Genomic DNA, 15649 nt, shown 5'->3' with positions numbered 1-15649 from the left:
TGCGGCGAACGTAACCGCCAACTTCCCGCCCCCGCAAGCCAGTCACCCGTCTGGGTGACGCGGGGGAGGGGAGGGAGGGCAGGTGGTTCTTCACCCCAGGTTCTTTGGGGGAGTTCGTTGCGGCCCGGACCCCCGCGCACGAGGTTCCGGAGGCTCGGGGAGGCCGACGCCCGCACCGGTCCCCGGGTGGCTCAGTGCCGGTCGGCGGCCTTCAACTCGCCTATGAACGAGGTCCAGCAGGCTTCGGGGAAGACGAGAGGGGGCCGGTTCGGGGCCTTGCTGTCACGGACGGGCACGACGCCGGGGAATCCGTCCGCCACCTCCACGCAGTCGCCCCCCTCCTGATTGCTGTAGCTGCTCTTGCGCCAGGCGGCGGCGTTCAGATCGGGACGGGACAGTCGCTGCACGGTAGTTGTCCTCCATCACGGATCGGATCATGTCGAGCGACATGAGCGGGGGCAGTGCTGCTGCCCGCAGCCGATCGTAGGTCACCGTGAAGCGCCTGACTTCGGCTGGATCCTCGACGAGTTGGCCGTAGTGCGCGCCTTCCGTGTAGGCGACCTCTGAGCCGTCCGGCTGCGTCAGAACGGTCAGTGAGCCGCCCATCGCGTCGTGCTCGCCCTGGTCGAAGGGGAGCACCTGCACGGTGATGTGGGGCGCGGCAGCGGTATCCAGCAGCCGGGCCAACTGGCCTTGCATGACAGCTCTGCCACCGACTGGCCGCCTGAGCACCGCCTCATCCAGGACCGCCCACAGCTCCGGGTGATCCGGCGAACCGAGCCGTTCCTGCCGCGCGAGGCGGGCGGCAAGACGTTCCTCCAACTGTTCCTCGCCGGTGAGCGAGCGCCCGACGCTCAGAACGGCCCGCGCATAGTCCTCCGTCTGCAAGAGGCCAGGCACGACGTGCGCCGCGTACTGCCCGATGGTCACCGCCCGCGCCGAGTGCGCCATGAACGCCCGTGACCAGTCCGGGAACGCCTCGCGGTAGACGTACGGCCACAGGTCGACCAGCAGGTTGTCCGCCCCGAGGGCCTCGTCGAGCGCCCGTGCCAGCTCCAGCGTCGGCTTGGCTCCCGACGATCGCTCGATCTGTGTGATTCGGGTGCTCACCACGTGCGTCTTCGCGCCCAGTTCGGCCTGGGTCAGTCCGGCGGCCGTACGGAGTCTGCGGACACGTGAGCCGAAGAGCGCGGCCATCGACTCCTCGGGCTGAATTCCTTTGGCCATGGGCTCACTTCCGTTCCTTACCGCTTGCGATGTAAGGCTTCGTCACCTTCCGAGCGTAGGCGCGCCGGACGATTCTTGAGCACGGAACGTCACGACCCGTACACGCTGCGGGTTGGGCGAAGGATCGACGGACTGGGATGGACGGCACGTGCTGAAGACCATGGCCATGTCGGGCGACGGCCCGGAGCGCGAGACGGAATCGGCCGTAGGGGTGCTCGGAGAGGAAGCGCAAGACTCCGGGGCCGAAGACCACGAGTTCGCCGCGCAGTTCAGCTCGTCAGCCCGTGGGGCGCGGCTGGCCCGACGGCTGGCAGTGCGGCGTCTGGAGGAGTGGGGGTATCCGCCCGCGTCGGACCTCTCGTGCACCGTTGCCCTGCTGAGCGCCGAGCTTGCCGCCAACGCCGTATGCCACGGCCGTGTCCCCGGACGCTGCTTCCACCTCCGCCTGACCTTCGAAGCGCGGACGCGCCTGATCCGTATCGAGCTCTCGGACGCTTCCTCGGACCGGCCCCCGACCAATCCGCCCGCGCCTTCTCCCGGCGACGAGTCGGGCCGCGGTCTGCTCCTCGTGGACGTCTTGGCCAGTCGATGGGGTACGACGCCCCGTGTCCCCATCGGCAAGACCGTTTGGGCGGAGGTGGCGACGTCTTCCTAGAAGTGTCCTGAAGATCTTGAAATCGCGCCTGGCTTGCCCAAGTTCATGGCGATTGACATTTACCGGCAATCCGGGGTGAGTCAGGCGGTCAGAGCAAGATCTTCATCGGTCTTCTAGCGGCTTCCAGTGCTGGCTGGGCAGGTAGTCGTCCGGCGTGGCCAGCTGCTGGCCGCAAAGTCTCCACACAGCCCCGTAGGTACCGGGTCGCGCAACCCGGCGATTCAGTCCAATTTAAGCCATTTGAAATGAAAGCTGCTTCTCGGTCCCAACTGGTGGATAGCTTCCCGATCGGCGCGCGGCCCTTCCATGGGGCTGTGCAGGGAGCACAAGGGAGAGTTATGACCAATGAGCTGAAGTACGGGGACGCGGTCTCGCTGCAGAACGGATACTCGAACTGGGCGGGCGGCTTCCTGGACGTCACTGCGGGCGGGCCGTCCGGTGCTGCCTACGCGGTCCAAACGGCCTCGACTTCCACGCGCGGCGGCCTCAGCGGCACCTGGAAGATCGCTTCAGCGAGCCCCACGCCCAAGCCTGTCGGAGCAACGGTGCTCTCGGGAGACCTCGTCCACCTGGTGAACCAGTTCGGCAACACGAGCTACCTGGACGTGAACGGAGGCCCGGTCGCGGGCTCCACCGGCGGAAAATACGGCGTCTACACGTCGGCGGCACCGAACCGCGGAGCCTCTACCGGCGAGTGGTTCCTCTTCGCCGAGTCCTCCTCGCCCCAAGACGGCGCCATCCGCACCGGCGATGTGGTGCACCTCCTGAGCAACTACAGCAACGCCAACGGCGGCTGGCTGGACATCAGCGGCGGCGGCGCCCCCAGTGGGGGCGGCCTGCACACTGCCCTCACCAGCTACTACTCCAACCGCCAAACCGACTCTGGGGCCTGGCGCTTCGCCCAGGCATAGCCCCTGGGGTCTGTCTGACGGGTCGGGTGACGTGCCCACCGGAAGATCGTTCCGTTCGACGTGGGCGGGGCGGAGAAGCTGGAACCGCCCTGCCAGAGCGATGGGTGGCGACAGAGTATGCGGTGAAGAAGGCTGGGCCCCGGCCGCTGGCAGCGGCCGGGGCCCAGGAGCCGCAGGGGCGGGTTACGCCGTGTGGATCTTCCAGTCGGCGACGTTGCCTCCGCGGTTGAAGTAGGCGTTGGTGCAGACGTCGAGCTGGTCGCCCGCCGTGTTGTTCGCGGCGTTCTGGTTGACCTCCAGGAACCCGCCGTTGTCGTCGTAGGTGTTCCACAGATGGACCACGTCCCCCGCCCGGACGTTCTGGTCGAAAGGCGTGGAGGTCTGGGCGAAGATCCGCCATCGGCCGCTGCCAGGGGTACGGTCCTTGGAATCGGCGGTGGCCACGCCGTACTTGCCGCCGCCGCCCAGCTGCGCCGGGGTGGCGGCGTTGACGGTGTCGAGATAGCCGCCGTCGCCAGCGTAGAGGTTGCGCAGGTGGACCAGGTCCCCGCTCAGATCAACCACACTCTGCCGAGAACCGCCGACCGTCTGTACCTGGTGCTGTCCGAACCGCCCGCCGAAGGCTGGGCAGCCGACACCGTGAGAGGGGTGTTCGGGGTCCACGTCGTATGGAGTACGACGGACGGCTGGGGCGGAGAGGAGAAGGAGATCGCGCTCGGCGCGGGCAACAGCCCGGTGGCCCCCGCGCTCTGAGGCAGCGCCGGTTCGACGCGAGAAGTTCCCGGTCCACGCCGGGAACTTCCTGTCGATCGACCGCCACACCACCTCCAGCAGCCCCGCCCCCGCCGGCCCACGAAGACCGTGGTGACGAAGTCCTGACCGCTACTTTGCGGCTGGTGTCCGAGCCAGGACTCCGGGGCCGTTTCATGGCGGCTGTCAACGCCCCGGGCCACCCGTCCTTCTCGTATTATCCGACTGGCTTGCTGTTGAAATACCCGTCCGGCGGCGCAGCGAAACAGCGCAATGATGCAGTGAGGGGATGTGTGAGTCGCAGCTGATTTACCTTCAAAAATGCTCTGCTTCCTTCGGGTTGTCCTCAGCTATGACCATCGAGGCCCAAGTGTGTCCATCATAAGAACCAACCGCATGGGCCGAATTGCAGCCCTTGCAATGATGGGACGGGAGATCGCACATGGCTGAAGAAGTCGTGGCCACATTCGCTGGTCCGCTGGACTCATTCTCCATCAACCTCAATCTCGGCAACGCGAGCAGCTCTGAGGTTCAATCGGTGGGCATCAGCGGCCGTACGGCCAAGTTCCCCGTCACCTGGGACAGCATGGGCACTTTCGCAGGCCCCGCGACGCTCGCGAGCACGGTCGGTGTGGACACCGAGGTCGTGGTTGTGAATTTCTCCGGTTTCTCTCCCGGAGAGCAGGTGTCTTTCACCGGAATCGATCCCGATTTCACCGGCGCCTCGTCAGCCGGGGTGAGGGTCCTCGACATGTCCGGAGCCCGGGCTTTCGTGCAGTTCGCGGACGGTACAACTGGCTTCGGTGAGTTCGAGGCGACCACCGCGGGAGCACTCCGCGCGGTCATCTCGAAGTAGCCGAGCAGGCGAGTGGCCGAGGGGGATCTCCCCCTCGGCCTTTGGGTGGGCGGCAGCCGTCGAGTTCCGCGTCGGCCCACTGGCCTCAGGAACATGAAGTGAGGTCTGGCGCACGATCACTTTCGGGATTTTTGCGCTGTCCTCGGCGCCGGCTGAAGCGCGATGGCCGGGCACGGTGACCAGCGGCAGCGGGTGCGCGCGCAGATCCGGCGGAGGTGGCGGTGGATCAGAGAGCCGGATCCGGCGGTCCCACGATCGCCCGCAGCGCCGCAAGGTGCCCCCGGTAGGCATCCCGGCCTCGCCGGGTCAGGCGGAGCCACACGCGCTGCCGGGTGTCGCGGACGGCCTTGCGCTGCTCGACGTAGCCGGCGTCCATCAGCACGGTGACGTGCTTGCTCAGCACGGAGGCGGAGACCTCGAGTTGCTTCTGGACCAGGCCGAACTCCGCCTCGCCCGCGGTGTCCAGCAAGGCGCAGATACGCAGCCGGTTCGGGGCGTGGATGGTGGCGTCGAATCCCTCCGGCAGGTCGTGGGTGTTGGCGCTCACGCGGTCTTCCGGTGCAGGCGGACGAAGGTGAGGTGGAAGCCGACGGACACAGCGGCACTGATCAGCGAGGCCGCGATCAGCCACACCGGCCGTCCCGTGACGCGGAACGCGAACGCTGCCCCCACCAGCAGCAGGGGCAGGCCGGCCATGAGCGGCACGGTTGCCCGCTTCGGCAGCACGTCGAACCGCAGCGCCACCCCGGTCTTGTTGCGCCAGGTCTTGGCCGCGACGACGAAGAGCGCCCCGTACGCCGCGGTGATCGCCAGCATGATGCCCGTCCAGGCCGGGCGCGGCAGCAGCCAGTCCGAGTCGGCCATGACACCTCCGTAGGTGATCGGGAGCGCGGCAGCGTAGAGCGTGAGCGTGATGAAGAACCAGTTCGGCCACGGTGTGGCCGACAGCGCTGCGGCGGAGGCCCGGACGTGCTCGGTGTTGGCCAGGGCGGAGCGGGCCTGCTCCGGCGTCAGTCGTACCCCGTTTGTTTCCATGACGGAAAGAGTAGCCGATAGTTTCCGATGCGGAAAGAGACGAGTTTCCGGTACGGCAAGTTGCCGGTCCGCAGGCGACCGCCTCGGGGCCGGAGCAGGTGGGACGCCTGTCGGCCCAGGCGTCCCCTACGCCGGGAACTTCCTGTCCACCAAGCGCCAGGACAGTTCCAGCAGCACCGCCCCCACCGCCGCGATGGCCACCGCTGCCCAGGGCATCGTCGTGCCCACCAGCTTCAGGGCGAAGAAGTCCTGGAGCCAGGGCACCACCAGCACGATCAGGAAGCACAGGCTCATCGCCGCCACCAGGCACACCCGCCACCAGGTGTACGGGCGGGCAACGATCGCCAGGACCCACATCGAGACCAGGAACAGCGTCATCGTCGCTGCGCTCGTCTCCGCGTCGAGCGCGCCCGGCCCGCTGTAGTGGGAGCGGGCCAGCAGGTACGTCGAGAACGTCGCCGCCGCCGCGATCACGCCCGCCGGGATCGCGTACCGCATCACCCTGCGTACGAAGTGCGGCTTCGCGCGCTCCTTGTTGGGCGCCAGTGCCAGGAAGAACGCCGGGACGCCGATCGTCAGGGTCGAGAGCAGGGTCAGGTGCCGCGGCAGGAACGGGTACTCCACCTGGCTGCACACCACCAGTACCGCCAGCAGCACCGAGTACACCGTCTTCGTCAGAAACAGTGTCGCCACCCGCGTGATGTTGCCGATCACGCGGCGGCCCTCCGCCACCACCGAAGGCAGCGTCGCGAAGCTGTTGTTGAGCAGCACGATCTGCGCGACCGCCCGCGTCGCCTCCGACCCCGATCCCATCGAGACGCCGATGTCCGCGTCCTTCAGTGCCAGGACGTCGTTCACGCCGTCGCCCGTCATCGCGACCGTATGACCCTGCGACTGGAGCGCGCCGACCATGTCGCGCTTCTGCTGCGGGGTGACCCGGCCGAAGACCGAGTTGGAGTCCAGGGCTGCCGCCATCTCCGCCTGCTCGGTCGGCAGGCGGCGCGCGTCCACCGTGTTCTCCGCGCCCGGCAGGCCGAGCTTTCCGGCCACCGCGCCCACCGAGACCGCGTTGTCGCCGGAGATGACCTTCGCCGCGACGTTCTGGTCCTCGAAGTACCGGAGCGTGTCGGCCGCGTCGGGCCGCAGCCGCTGCTCCAGCACGACCAGCGCGGTCGGCCTGGCCCCCACGGCGAGGGGCTCGGTGTCGAGTTCGCCCGCCGCCTGCGCCAGCAGCAGCACCCTCAGCCCCTGCTCATTGAGCTGCTCGATCTCCAGCAGCGCCGAGTCGTCGGCCGGCAGGAGTACATCGGGCGCGCCCAGCAGCCACGCGGAGCGGTCGCCGTTGCCCTCGCTGAAGGCCGCTCCGCTGTACTTGCGGGCCGAGGAGAAGGGCAGCGACTGCGTGCAGCGCCACTCCTCGCTGTCCGGGTACGCGTCGATGATCGCCTGGAGCGAGGCGTTCGGCCGGGGGTCGGACTCGCCGAGCGCCCCCAGCACCTTCCGTACGTACGCCTCGTCCGCCCCGCCCAGCGGCCGCAGCTCCGTGACGTCCATCCCGCCCTCGGTCAGCGTGCCCGTCTTGTCCAGACAGACCACGTTCACCCGCGCCAGGCCCTCGATCGCCGGCAGCTCCTGCACCAGGCACTGTTTGCGGCCGAGCCGGATGACCCCGATCGCGAAGGCCACCGATGTCAGCAGCACAAGGCCCTCGGGGATCATCGGCACGATGCCGCCGACGGTCCTGGCCACCGAGTCCTTGAAGTTGTTGTCCTTGACGACGAGCTGGCTGATGACGAGCCCGATCGCGGTCGGGATCATCATCCAGGTCACGTACTTCAGGATCGTGCTGATGCCGCTGCGCAGCTCGGAGTGGACGAGCGTGAAGCGCGACGCCTCCTCCGCGAGCTGGGCGGCGTACGCCTCGCGCCCCACCTTCGTCGCCGTGAACGCCCCGCCGCCCGCGACCACGAAGCTCCCCGACATCACCAGGTCGCCCGGCCGTTTGAGGACCGGGTCGGCCTCGCCCGTCAGCAGTGACTCGTCGATCTCGAGACTGTCGGCCTCCGCCACCGCGCCGTCCACGACGACCTTGTCGCCGGGGCCGAGTTCGACGAGATCACCGAGCACGATCTCGGAGGTGGAGATCTCGGCGGCGGCGCCGTCCCGCCGTACCGTCGGCCTGGCTTCGCCGATGACCGCGAGCCCGTCGAGGGTCTTCTTGGCGCGCAGCTCCTGGATGATGCCGATTCCGGTGTTGGCGATGATCACAAAGCCGAAGAGGCTGTCCTGGATCGGCGCGACGCAGAGCATGATCACCCAGAGCACGCCGATGATGGCGTTGAAGCGGGTGAAGACATTGCCGCGGACGATGTCGGCGGTGGAGCGGGAGCTGCGTACGGGAACGTCGTTGACCTCGCCCCGGGCGACCCGCTCGGCGACCTCGGCCGTCGTCAGCCCGGTGACCGGGGCGACGATCGCGGACCGCGGTGGCTTCATGGGGTGTACGGGGTCGAGCTCGGCCCCCGCGTCGATGACGGGTCCGCCCCGCTCGGGGCCGTCCGTGTCGGTCCTCGCCCGCTGAGTCATGGTTTCGACGGTACGGCCGGAAGGGCCGGTTCACCCGCCGAGTACGGAGATGATCAGACCCCGGTAGGAGACGAATCAGACCGCGGGAGGACGGGCATGGTCCTGCGGGGGTACGGACGGGGTACGGGTGCGGGTCACTTGCTCTCGTCGCCTGCCGGGTCCGTGCCGGTACCGGTCTGCGCCTCGGTCTCAGCGACGGTCTGAGTCCCGGTCTGCGCCTCGGTCTGAGTCCCGGTCTGAGCCCCGGCCTCCGCCTCGGCGGCCTCCGCGCGCTTGATCGCCGCGTCCCGCCCCCGCACGTACCAGATGCCGATGAGCCCGAGCCCGGCGCCGGCCAGGCAGGTCCACACCCACCAGGCCAGATCGCGGTCGTCGAACCAGCTGTAGAAGGGGACCTGGACGAGGAAGAGGACGAACCAGAGGATCGTGCCGCCGATGATGGTGGCGACGACGGGCCCCTCCAGGGGCTCGGGTGCCTCGTGCTTGGGGGTCCACTTCGCCATGCGCACAGTGTAGGCGGCACCTGCACAGGGGCCGCCGGGGCCGACGGGCCCGGTCCTGCCGCACGGCCCAAGGGTCTACGCGCGGAGATAGCGATCTTCGTCTGATGTATTCATACTGAAACCACTTACGGCTGGCTCGTTTGATTCGTTGGAACATCCAAGTCCAGCCGGTTTTTTCTGTCCCGCCGTCTCCCCTCCCCGACTGAGGTTCCGCATGCCCTCCCCGGCCACCGCCAAGGTCGACTCCTCGGGTCAGCCGCCACGTCCGCAGCCTTCCGGTGTGCTGGACCGCTACTTCAAGATCTCGGAGCGCGGCTCCAGCGTCGCCCGCGAGATCCGCGGCGGCTTCGCCACCTTCTTCGCGATGGCCTACATCATCGTGCTGAACCCGATCATCCTCGGCAGCGCGAAGGACATGTACGGGCACCAGCTCGAGGGCGGGCAGCTCGTCACCGCCACCGTGCTGACCGCGGCCTTCTCCACCCTCCTCATGGGTGTCATCGGCAACGTCCCGATCGCGCTCGCGGCCGGCCTCGGGGTGAACACCGTCGTCGCCCTCCAGCTCGCGCCCCGGATGTCGTGGGCGGACGCCATGGGCATGGTCGTCATCGCCGGCTTCATCGTGATGCTGCTGGTCGCCACCGGTCTGCGTGAGCGCGTGATGAACGCGGTGCCGCTCGGTCTGCGCAAGGGCATCGCGATCGGTATCGGCCTCTTCATCATGCTGATCGGCCTGGTCGACGCGGGCTTCGTCTCCCGTATCCCGGACATCGCCCATACCACCGTCCCGCTGCAGCTCGGCGCCGACGGTCATCTCGGCGGCTGGCCGGTCCTCGTCTTCGTCCTCGGCGCGCTGCTCACGCTCGTGCTGATCATCCGCAGGGTGCCGGGCGCGATCCTGATCTCCATCGTGGTGATGACGGTCGTCGCCCTCGCCATCCAGGCGATCACGGACCTGCCCGCGGGCGCCTGGGGCCTGACCACGCCCGAGTGGCCGGGCAATCCGGTCGCCTCGCCCGACTTCGGTCTGGTCGGCGAGGTCAGCGTCTTCGGCGGCTTCGCGAAGGTCGGCTATCTGACGGGCGTGCTCTTTGTCTTCACCGTGCTGCTGTCCTGCTTCTTCGACGCGATGGGCACGATCCTCGGCGTCGGCGACGAGGCCAAGCTGACGGACAAGGACGGCTACTTCCCCGGCATCAACAAGGTCCTGCTGGTGGACGGCCTGGCCGTCGCCTCGGGCGGCGCGACCTCGTCCTCGGCCGCCACCTGCTTCGTGGAGTCCACGGCGGGCGTCGGCGAGGGGGCGCGTACGGGGCTGGCCTCCGTCGTCACCGGCGGGCTGTTCTCGGTGGCGTTGTTCCTCACTCCGCTCGCCACGATGGTCCCGTCCCAGGCGGCGACGCCCGCCCTGCTGGCGGTCGGCTTCCTGATCCTGGCCGGTTCCGTGCGGGACATCGACTGGGGCGACTACACCATCGCCGTTCCCGCGTTCCTGGCGATGGTGATGATGCCGTTCACGTACTCGATCACCAACGGCATCGGCATCGGCTTCATCGCCTTCAGCGTGCTGCGGCTCGCGGCCGGGCGCGGCCGCGAGGTTCCCATCCCGATGTACGTGGTGTCGGCGGTCTTCGTCTTCTACTACGCCATGCCGGCCCTGGGTCTCACCTGAGACTGAGGTCTCTCACGCAAGGCCGTAGAACTTCTCCGTCTCGTCGACGGCCGCCTTGAAGCGTTCGTCGAAGTCATCGCGGATGAGCGTCCGGACCACATAGTCCTGGACGCTCATTCCGCGTTTGGCGGCATGCTGGCGGAGCCGGTCGAGCAGCTCACCGTCCATCCGCAGGCTGAGCACTGTCGATCCCATGGCAGCCAGGGTTGCCGGACAGTCGTGGCCGATGCGTCACTTTCCGGATGCTTCTCACTCATATGGGTGACGAAGCCGGCTCCGGATCATCCGGACTGGTCTTTAGGCTGGGTAATGAGTTACGCTAACGAACATGCCAGACCTGTCCCACGGCTCTGACGTCGACGTCGCCGCCGTGAACTCCCTGCGCTCGGCCGTGATGCGGCTGGGCCGGCGCCTGAAACACCAGCGCGTCGACGAATCGCTGAGCCCGACCGAGATGTCGGTGCTCGGCACCCTCGCCCGTTGCGGCCAGGCCACCCCCGGTGAGCTGGCCCGCAAGGAGCATGTCCAGCCGCCGTCCATGACCCGGATCGTGGCGTTGCTCGAGGCCAAGGGACTGGTCCGGCTCGAGCCGCACCCCGACGACCGCCGGCAGAAGGTGGTCAGCCAGACCGAGCAGGCAGAGGCCATGCTGGAGGAGAGCCGCCGCAAGCGGAACGCCTGGCTGGCCTCCCTCGCCGAGAGTCTGGACGAGGACGAGTGGGCGAAGCTGCGCGCTGCCGCCCCCGTACTGGAGAAGCTCGCGCACCTTTGACGACAGCGCCACTGAGGAGGCGAACCCTTTTGAGTACGGGATCCGGAGCAGACTCCGCCCCCGCACCGACCACCCACGACGACACCACCCGCACCGACCGCAAGACGACCATGTTCAGCTCGCTGAAGATCCGTAACTACCGGCTCTTCGCGACGGGACAAGTGGTCTCCAACACCGGTACCTGGATGCAGCGCATCGCCCAGGACTGGCTGGTGCTGACCCTGACCGGATCCGCGTCCGCCGTCGGTATCACCATCGCGCTCCAGTTCCTGCCCATGCTGCTCTTCGGGCTGTACGGCGGAGTGCTCGCCGACCGCCTGCCCAAGCGTCGGCTGCTGCTGGCCACCCAGGTCGCGATGGGCCTCACCGGCCTGGCGCTCGCCGTCCTCACACTCAGCGGCCATGTCCAGGTCTGGCACGTCTACCTCACGGCGTTCCTGCTCGGCCTCGTCACCGTCGTCGACAACCCGGCGCGCCAGTCCTTCGTCGCCGAGATGGTCGGTCCGGACCAGTTGGGCAACGCCGTCAGCCTGAACTCCGCCAACTTCCAGTCCGCGCGCCTCGTCGGCCCGGCCGTCGCCGGTGTGCTGATCACTGCCGTCGGCAGCGGTTACGCCTTCCTGCTCAACGGGCTGTCCTTCCTCGCGCCCATCGTGGGCCTGCTGATGATGCGCAACAGCGAGCTGTACAAGGTCCAGCGCGCGCCGCGCGGCAAGGGCCAGCTGCGGGAGGGGCTGAAGTACGTCGCGGGCCGGCCCGAACTGATCTGGCCGATCGTCCTCGTCGGCTTCATCGGCACGTTCGGGTTCAACTTCCCGATCTGGCTCTCCGCCTTCGTCGACGACGTCTTCCACGGCGACGCCGGTACGTACGGCCTGCTCAACACCCTGATGGCGGCCGGTTCCCTGGCGGGCGCCCTGCTCGCCGCCCGGCGCGGTGCCTCGCGGCTGCGGGTGCTGGTGGGCGCGGCCGTGCTCTTCGGCCTCCTGGAGATGGTGACCGCCTTCGCGCCGTCCTTCTGGATGTTCGCGGCGCTGATGGTGCCGATCGGCATGTTCGGTCTGACGGTCAACGTCACGGCCAACTCCAGCGTGCAGATGGCGACGGACCCGCTGATGCGGGGCCGGGTCATGAGCCTGTTCATGATGGTCTTCACGGGCGGCACCCCCCTGGGCGCACCCCTCGTCGGCTGGATCACGGATACGTACGGCCCGCGGATCGGCTTCGCGGCGGGTGGCGCGGTCGCGCTGGTCGCGGCGCTCGCCGTGGGTGCGATGCTCGCCCGGGTGGGCGGCCTCCGCCTCAAGATCGACCTGCGGCCGGGACACCGGCATCTGGAGTTCGTCCCGAGGGAACAGCTGGCGACGGCGGCGTAGGCGGCCTGACGGCCGCGGGGGTGCGGGACGCGGGGGCGCACAGGTGACAACACGGGTGCGGCGCAGGGCGCGCGCCCGGCAGACTGGGACGCATGAGACTCTTCGCCGCGGTACTGCCACCCCCACCGGCCGTCGACGAACTCGCCGTGGCTGTAGAGGAGTTGCACACCCTCCCCGGGGCGGATGGACTCCGCTGGACCGGCCGGGCCGGCTGGCACTTCACGCTCGCTTTCATGGGCGAGGTCGACGACGAGCTGCTGCCCGAGCTGCACGAGCGGCTCGGGCGGGCCGCCCACCGGACCGCGGCCTTCCCCCTGCGCGTCCACCGCGGCGGCCGGTTCGGGCAGCGGGCGCTGTGGGTCGGGGCCGCCGGCGGCATCGCGGAGATGCGACTGCTCGCCGAACGCGCGGACGCGGCGGCGCGGCGGGCCGGGATCACCATGGAGGAGCACCGGCGCTACCAGGCGCATCTGACGATCGCCCGGAGCAGCCGGGACGAGGCGGACCTGCGGCCGTACGTCGAGGAGCTGGACACGTTCGAGGGCACGCCCTGGCAGGTGGGCGAGCTCGCACTGGTACGCAGCAATCTGCCGGTGAGCGGGATCAGGGGCGAACAGCCGCGGTACGAGACGGTCGGGTCCTGGCCACTCGAACGGGCGAGTTAACCTCGTTGCGTGAATCCCAAGACCAGAAACCAGATCATGGCCGGCGCGCTGGTACTGCTGTTCGCGATCATCGCGGTGGCGGCCGCGGTCGGTCAGTAGCGGCGGCAGTCGCCCCGGCCGGCAGTCGTCACCGTGGCGCACGAGAGGCCACTGCCGACGGGATACGCGCGATCACGCGGACAGCGCTGGAGAACGCGGACAGCGCTGGAGAGCGCGGGGAGCGCTGGAGAGCGCGGAAATCCCTTCGCACACCGAGACCCAGGCGCTCCCCGGCGCGTTCGGGGGACCTCCCTTGCCTTGAGTGGACTCAAAGGCGTTGGCTGAACCGCATGAGATACACGCAGCTGGGACGCACCGGACTCAAGGTCAGCCGCATCGTGCTGGGGACGATGAACTTCGGCCCGCAGACGGACGAAGCGGCCAGCCACGCGATCATGGACAACGCGCTGGACGCGGGCCTGAACTTCTTCGACACGGCCAATGTCTACGGCTGGGGCGAGAACAAGGGCCGTACGGAATCGATCATCGGCTCCTGGTTCGGCAAGGGCGGCGACCGCCGCGACAAGGTCGTCCTCGGTACCAAGGGGTACGGCAGGATGACGTCGGACAGCGACACGGTCTGGCCCAACCACGACCGGCTCTCCGCGCTCAATATCCGCCGCTCGGTCGAGGCCTCTCTGAAGCGCCTCCAGACGGACTACATCGACATCTACCAGTTCCACCACATCGACCGCCGGACCCCGTTCGAGGAGATCTGGCAGGCGATCGACCTCCTGATCCAGCAGGGCAAGATCCTCTACGTCGGTTCGTCCAACTTCCCCGGCTACAAGATCGCCCAGGCCAATGAGGCCGCGGCCCGCAGGGGCAGCCTCGGTCTGGTCAGCGAGCAGTGCCTGTACAACCTCGCCGAGCGCCGCGCCGAGATGGAGGTCATCCCGGCCGCCCAGGAGTACGGCCTCGGGGTCATCCCCTGGTCCCCGCTGCACGGCGGGCTGCTCGGCGGCGTACTGCGCAAGGAGCGGGAGGGAGCAGGAACCCGCTCGACCGGCGGCCGCTCGGCGGACGCGCTGGCCAGCACCTCCGTACGGGCGCAGATCCAGTCGTACGAAGACCTGCTCGACAAGCACGGCCTCGAGCCCGGCGAGACGGCCCTGGCCTGGCTGCTCACCCGCCCCGGCGTGACCGGTCCCATCGTCGGCCCGCGCACCGCCGACCAGCTCGCCTCGGCCCTGCGCGCCGTGGAACTGGAGCTCTCGGAGGAGGTACTGGCCTCCCTGGACGAGATCTTCCCCGGCCCGGGCCCGTCCCCCGAGGCGTTCGCCTGGTAAGCCGGCAGAACGGTGCGGCGCGCGGGACGTCTTGGCGGGGCCCGCGCGCGGCAGTCGTGCGCTCGGGGCGAGGAACCTCGGCGGTAGCTGCCGGAAGCTGCCGGTCAGTCGCGGGGAAACTCGTCGGTGGTGAGGGTGAGGCCGACGGGGGTGGCGCCGAGGTCGACCGGCTGCCCGAAGGAGACCTTCGTCTCGGTCGTGTACTCCCCGTCCTTCGGCTCGGTGTGGAGGACGCACTTACCGGTGTACGGGTCAACGATCAAGAAGACGGGGACTTCGGCGACGGCGTAGGCGATCTTCTTCGGCCCGTAGTCGTTGAGTGCAGTGCCCTTCGAAATCACCTCGGCAATGAACTCCACGTCCTCGTAGTGCCAGCGGCCTCGGCTGTCCTCCACCGCTCCGTCGCGGAGCTTTGCCACGTCAGGGCAGAAGCCGTTCTCCGGGCCGGGAAAATCGATGCGCACGTCCGACAGCACCTCAACATCCATGCCGAACCTGTCTTCCAGTGCTCTGACGATCCTGCGGATGATCTGCCAATGGACGTTCCGCTGTGGCGACATGAAGACGCTTCCCCCGACGATCTCAACCTTGATTCCCTCGGGGACGGGCATCTGCTCAAGCCTCTCGAACCACTCGTCCAAGCGCTCGGCGTTGTTGTCGGCCATGTCGATCCTGCCGCTCACTACGACGGTCATCGTGGCGCTCCTCCCCACTGCCGCGTGGTTGCATGCAGTCGCCTCGTACAACGATACGCACGGCGACAACGGCACGCCGTGGCAAGGATTCGTCACGCGCCGCCGAACCAGCCCGCGGCGTCGAGCCGGAACGCATCGGCGGGGACGACCGCGCGGAGGGACTCCTCCATCTCGCGCACCCGCCCGGCGCCGAGCGCACCCGCCCATTCCGCCCGCAGCTCGTCGAAGATCGCGGCCGAGCGGGCGAGGGCGTCCAGGCCGTGCGGGGTGAGCCGGACGAGTTTGCGGCGGGCGTCGGCCGGGTCGTCGGTGCGCTCGGCGTAGCCCAGGGTGACAAGCCGGTCGACCGTCTTGCCGGCCGCCTGCTTGGAGACCCCGAGCCGCCGGCCGACCTCGCTCGCCGTCGCCCCGCCCGCCCCGATCGCCTGCATGGCGAACCCGTGCGCCGGCCGGACGTCCGGGTGTCCCTGCTCGGCCAGTTCGGCATGCAGCCGGTCGATGAGTGAGCGGAACCCGGCGAAGAGGAGGAGGGGCAGCTCGTATCCAGGCACGTCGGAAAGAGCGTTGCGCGATTCGACAACCTGGTTTACGTTCTCATCGTCAACCATGTTGTCGAGT

At 68.5% G+C, this 15649-nt stretch carries 19 protein-coding genes; 9 read left to right on the top strand and 10 right to left on the bottom strand.

What is annotated here, in order from left to right:
- Positions 1-191: 191 nt before the first annotated feature.
- Both OG883_RS29445 and OG883_RS29440 read right to left on the bottom strand, forming a co-directional pair.
- Complete coding sequence (locus OG883_RS29445; RefSeq protein ID WP_266549577.1) at positions 192-320, bottom strand: DUF397 domain-containing protein; 129 nt, start codon at positions 318-320, stop codon at positions 192-194.
- Complete coding sequence (locus OG883_RS29440; RefSeq protein ID WP_266549576.1) at positions 283-1197, bottom strand: helix-turn-helix transcriptional regulator; 915 nt, start codon at positions 1195-1197, stop codon at positions 283-285. Before OG883_RS29440 ends, OG883_RS29445 begins: the two co-directional genes overlap by 38 nt.
- A 178-nt stretch (positions 1198-1375) precedes the next feature.
- Here OG883_RS29440 and OG883_RS29435 point away from each other — a divergent pair, with 178 nt between their 5' ends.
- Entirely contained in the window at positions 1376-1882 is a 507-nt protein-coding gene (locus OG883_RS29435) for an ATP-binding protein (RefSeq protein WP_266546928.1), read from the top strand.
- Between the two features lie 338 nt (positions 1883-2220).
- Entirely contained in the window at positions 2221-2793 is a 573-nt protein-coding gene (locus OG883_RS29430) for a hypothetical protein (RefSeq protein ID WP_266546927.1), read from the top strand.
- A gap of 183 nt (positions 2794-2976) precedes the next feature.
- Here OG883_RS29430 and OG883_RS29425 read toward each other — a convergent pair whose 3' ends face one another.
- Positions 2977-3357: a hypothetical protein gene (locus tag OG883_RS29425; protein ID WP_266546926.1), complete on the bottom strand. Its 381-nt coding sequence runs from the start codon at positions 3355-3357 to the stop codon at positions 2977-2979.
- Between OG883_RS29425 and OG883_RS29420 the strand changes: the two genes are divergently transcribed.
- Together OG883_RS29420 and OG883_RS29415 are read left to right on the top strand one after the other, a co-directional pair.
- Complete coding sequence (locus tag OG883_RS29420) at positions 3328-3546, top strand: hypothetical protein (protein ID WP_266546923.1); 219 nt, start codon at positions 3328-3330, stop codon at positions 3544-3546. The genes OG883_RS29425 and OG883_RS29420 overlap by 30 nt on opposite strands.
- Before the next feature lie 439 nt (positions 3547-3985).
- Positions 3986-4399 (top strand): hypothetical protein, encoded by a 414-nt coding sequence (locus OG883_RS29415; RefSeq protein WP_266546920.1) that lies wholly within the window; start codon positions 3986-3988, stop codon positions 4397-4399.
- 226 nt (positions 4400-4625) lie between these two features.
- Here the strand turns inward: OG883_RS29415 and OG883_RS29410 are convergent, their stop codons facing one another.
- The 4 genes from OG883_RS29410 to OG883_RS29395 form a co-directional block, all read right to left on the bottom strand.
- Positions 4626-4946 (bottom strand): transcriptional regulator, encoded by a 321-nt coding sequence (locus OG883_RS29410; RefSeq protein WP_266546918.1) that lies wholly within the window; start codon positions 4944-4946, stop codon positions 4626-4628.
- Positions 4943-5434 carry a hypothetical protein gene (locus tag OG883_RS29405; RefSeq protein WP_266546916.1) on the bottom strand — a complete coding sequence of 164 codons (492 nt, stop codon included), beginning with the start codon at positions 5432-5434 and terminating at the stop codon, positions 4943-4945. Before OG883_RS29405 ends, OG883_RS29410 begins: the two co-directional genes overlap by 4 nt.
- A 126-nt stretch (positions 5435-5560) precedes the next feature.
- Positions 5561-8020 carry an HAD-IC family P-type ATPase gene (locus OG883_RS29400; protein WP_266546913.1) on the bottom strand — a complete coding sequence of 820 codons (2460 nt, stop codon included), beginning with the start codon at positions 8018-8020 and terminating at the stop codon, positions 5561-5563.
- Positions 8021-8154: 134 nt separating this feature from the next.
- Positions 8155-8523, bottom strand: coding sequence for a DUF2530 domain-containing protein (locus OG883_RS29395; protein WP_266546911.1), 369 nt, complete (start codon positions 8521-8523; stop codon positions 8155-8157).
- A 214-nt stretch (positions 8524-8737) separates the two neighbouring features.
- On the opposite strand from OG883_RS29395, the gene OG883_RS29390 reads away from it, so the two are divergent.
- Entirely contained in the window at positions 8738-10195 is a 1458-nt protein-coding gene (locus tag OG883_RS29390) for an NCS2 family permease (protein ID WP_266546908.1), read from the top strand.
- A gap of 12 nt (positions 10196-10207) precedes the next feature.
- Here OG883_RS29390 and OG883_RS29385 read toward each other — a convergent pair whose 3' ends face one another.
- Positions 10208-10390: a ribbon-helix-helix protein, CopG family gene (locus OG883_RS29385; protein WP_266546906.1), complete on the bottom strand. Its 183-nt coding sequence runs from the start codon at positions 10388-10390 to the stop codon at positions 10208-10210.
- 133 nt (positions 10391-10523) lie between these two features.
- On the opposite strand from OG883_RS29385, the gene OG883_RS29380 reads away from it, so the two are divergent.
- From OG883_RS29380 to OG883_RS29365, 4 genes are all read left to right on the top strand, one after another.
- Positions 10524-10967 (top strand): MarR family winged helix-turn-helix transcriptional regulator, encoded by a 444-nt coding sequence (locus OG883_RS29380; RefSeq protein WP_266546903.1) that lies wholly within the window; start codon positions 10524-10526, stop codon positions 10965-10967.
- 29 nt (positions 10968-10996) lie between these two features.
- Positions 10997-12343, top strand: coding sequence for an MFS transporter (locus OG883_RS29375; protein WP_266546900.1), 1347 nt, complete (start codon positions 10997-10999; stop codon positions 12341-12343).
- 92 nt (positions 12344-12435) lie between these two features.
- Positions 12436-13008, top strand: coding sequence for an RNA 2',3'-cyclic phosphodiesterase (gene thpR / locus OG883_RS29370; protein ID WP_266546898.1), 573 nt, complete (start codon positions 12436-12438; stop codon positions 13006-13008).
- Positions 13009-13337: 329 nt separating this feature from the next.
- Complete coding sequence (locus OG883_RS29365) at positions 13338-14336, top strand: aldo/keto reductase (RefSeq protein ID WP_266546895.1); 999 nt, start codon at positions 13338-13340, stop codon at positions 14334-14336.
- Between the two features lie 104 nt (positions 14337-14440).
- On the opposite strand, the gene OG883_RS29360 is transcribed toward OG883_RS29365, so the two are convergent.
- Positions 14441-15031, bottom strand: a complete 591-nt coding sequence (locus tag OG883_RS29360; RefSeq protein WP_266546892.1) for a Uma2 family endonuclease — start codon at positions 15029-15031, stop codon at positions 14441-14443.
- A gap of 92 nt (positions 15032-15123) precedes the next feature.
- The gene (locus OG883_RS29355; RefSeq protein ID WP_266546890.1) at positions 15124-15639 is read right to left on the bottom strand and encodes a MarR family winged helix-turn-helix transcriptional regulator; all 516 of its coding nucleotides are present in this window, start codon (positions 15637-15639) and stop codon (positions 15124-15126) included.
- Positions 15640-15649: the final 10 nt, after the last annotated feature.

It is taken from the genome of Streptomyces sp. NBC_01142 (assembly GCF_026341125.1).
GTDB lineage: Bacteria > Actinomycetota > Actinomycetes > Streptomycetales > Streptomycetaceae > Streptomyces.
Note: the sequence above shows the minus strand (reverse complement) of the source record. Positions and strands in the feature narration are given on the sequence as shown.